General features: G+C 48.0%; 3 protein-coding genes. 1 reads left to right on the forward strand and 2 read right to left on the reverse strand.

Annotation, left to right across the window (positions count from 1 at the left end; genetic code table 11):
- Positions 1 to 281 precede the first annotated feature (281 nt).
- The gene (locus tag QUB26_RS31600; RefSeq protein ID WP_333321252.1) at positions 282 to 719 is read right to left on the reverse strand and encodes a VOC family protein; all 438 of its coding nucleotides are present in this window, start codon (positions 717 to 719) and stop codon (positions 282 to 284) included.
- A 215-nt stretch (positions 720 to 934) separates the two neighbouring features.
- Positions 935 to 1444 carry a TIGR02652 family protein gene (locus QUB26_RS31605; RefSeq protein WP_333245117.1) on the reverse strand — a complete coding sequence of 170 codons (510 nt, stop codon included), beginning with the start codon at positions 1442 to 1444 and terminating at the stop codon, positions 935 to 937.
- Between the two features lie 106 nt (positions 1445 to 1550).
- Between QUB26_RS31605 and QUB26_RS31610 the strand changes: the two genes are divergently transcribed.
- Positions 1551 to 2096: a gamma carbonic anhydrase family protein gene (locus QUB26_RS31610; protein WP_333245114.1), complete on the forward strand. Its 546-nt coding sequence runs from the start codon at positions 1551 to 1553 to the stop codon at positions 2094 to 2096.
- Positions 2097 to 2226: the final 130 nt, after the last annotated feature.

Here is a 2226-nt window from a genome sequence, read left to right on the forward strand (position 1 = left end):
CAAAAAGGACGGGCGGGACGCCCATCCCACAATAACAATTAAAATTGTAAGTTATTTAATTCGCGCTCCTAAGTGAATTTACGTGAGGAAACGTAAGATACAGATGGTTGAAAAGCTGGCTCTATAAGCATTATTCCTTTTTCCTTCTACTTAATTTATTGATTAATTGATATCCTGATTAAAGCAAATTAGTGGGATGAGGATTTTTTAACCGCAGATGTCAGCAGATGAACACAGATGCACGCTGATGGGATTTCTGAAGAGTTTCAGCTCTGACTTAATTAGTCATTCATGCGCCGGATAAACTCTAAGGGCAAACCGTCTGTATCGGCAATAAAAGCTACTTCGTAAACATTTTGCCCGATCGCCTGTTGAGTCGGTTCTAACAAAACTTTCAAAGCTTGAAACTGGTTTGGTTGGTATGAAGCAGCTTCCTCAAACCGTTCTTTCAGAGACTGCAACCAACTAGGTAAGTCAGTTGTCGCCTCAGTTAAATCGAAAGATAAATGATAATATCCAACATAATGCTCGTCTCCGAAAGCATCCGGTGCCGGTTTTGGTTCCGGGATTTGAATTAGTTCGATGCGTCCGTTGAGACCTTCCATCCAACAGGCTAGGGTGTAACCTGTGGTAAAGCGATCGCTCACAGTAAATCCCAACTGTTCGTAAAAGGCGATCGCCCGGTGAATGTTAGCAGTGCGAATCGAGGCGTGGTGCATTCGATTTTAGATTTTAGATTTTAGATTTTAGATTGGGGAATTGGCCAAACAGGGCATTGGGCATTGGTTGCTATCGCCAAAACATTCTAAAAAACCTTGGGCAAATGACAACCAACAAATAACTAATGACTAATAACGAATAGACCTCTCCCATAATTATTGTGGAACAGGCATCTTGCCTGTTCAAAACTGTCTTTTTGCGAGATGTCTAATAACTATTCAAACAACCGAAAATAGGGATATCTAACCGGAACTCCCGGCTCTTTTTCCAAATCAAAATTAATCACTTCCCAGCAAGGGTCCTCTTGAGGATCGGGGCTAAAATCCACAGGCAAACCGTACAGCCTCGGCCGGGGCGATTCCGACTGGCCGCGCCAAGGCGTGCTGCGTTCCAAATAAGCGCTGATTAAGTCGCGATAGCGTTGGGCAACGATCACGCGAGTTGCTCGGTAGCCTTGAGTATAGAGTCGATCGAGCGCTTCGTGAATTTCAAACCGAATCCCGTCCGGGTGCGTGTGCTGGCGATACCATTCATTCTCCCAGCGACGCCAGTGCCGCCCAGACTGAAGGTGAACCAGTTCCCCCGTTTTTGGATCTGCCTCAAATGCCCCGTGACGCGGACACAAATAGGTATCCGTTAGCGTTAAAGCCGGAATTGTTTGGCGACAGTGGGGACACTGAATTTCCGGGCCAAACATCGGGTATTGCAAGGCAACTTCAATCATTTATTTGCGTCCCAGCATATTTTCTCTGCAAAAGTGCCAAATACTTTTATTATATCCCGTATCCACAACCAGCTAATCTGCTAGAAGTATAACGATCGACCAACAAATGAGCAATCTCAACGAACCTCTGTCTGCACTTCCTTCCTCTTGGCCCAGGCCCGATCTGTCCCAAGCGGCTTTTGTCGCTGAAGGCGCTGTTGTCATCGGCAGGGTAGAGGTGGCTGCGGGCGCTAGTATCTGGTACGGGGCGGTGGTGCGGGCGGATATAGAGCGAATTGCGATCGGCTCAAGTACCAATATCCAAGATGGAGCAATTCTGCACGGCGATCCGGGGCAACCGACTGTTTTGGAAGATTTCGTGACAGTCGGACACCGAGCCGTGATTCACTCAGCTTACATTGAACGGGGCTGTCTGATCGGGATTGGGGCGATCGTCCTCGATGGAGTGAGAGTGGGAACAGGCTCGATCGTCGGTGCAGGGGCGGTTGTCACCAAGGACGTTCCCCCTCACACGCTAGTTGCGGGAGTGCCTGCCAAACCCCTGCGGGAGGTCTCTGAGGAAGAAGCTGCGGAGTTGGTGGAACACGCTAAGCGTTACGAAAAGTTGGCTTTGGTACACGCGGGGAAAGGTTCTGATTTGGGATTTGATTAGTTGAGGGAATTTTGAGAATATTTCTTGTCCCACCCCCTACTCCCCTTAATAAGGCAGGGTGGATTAATTGTCGGGAGGGGAATGTATGATAGAAGAGGTAATCAAGTCTGCCCCGTCCGGGTAGACTTGA

This window comes from Microcoleus sp. B4-C1, from assembly GCF_036705285.1.
In the GTDB taxonomy this organism is placed as follows: domain Bacteria; phylum Cyanobacteriota; class Cyanobacteriia; order Cyanobacteriales; family Microcoleaceae; genus Microcoleus.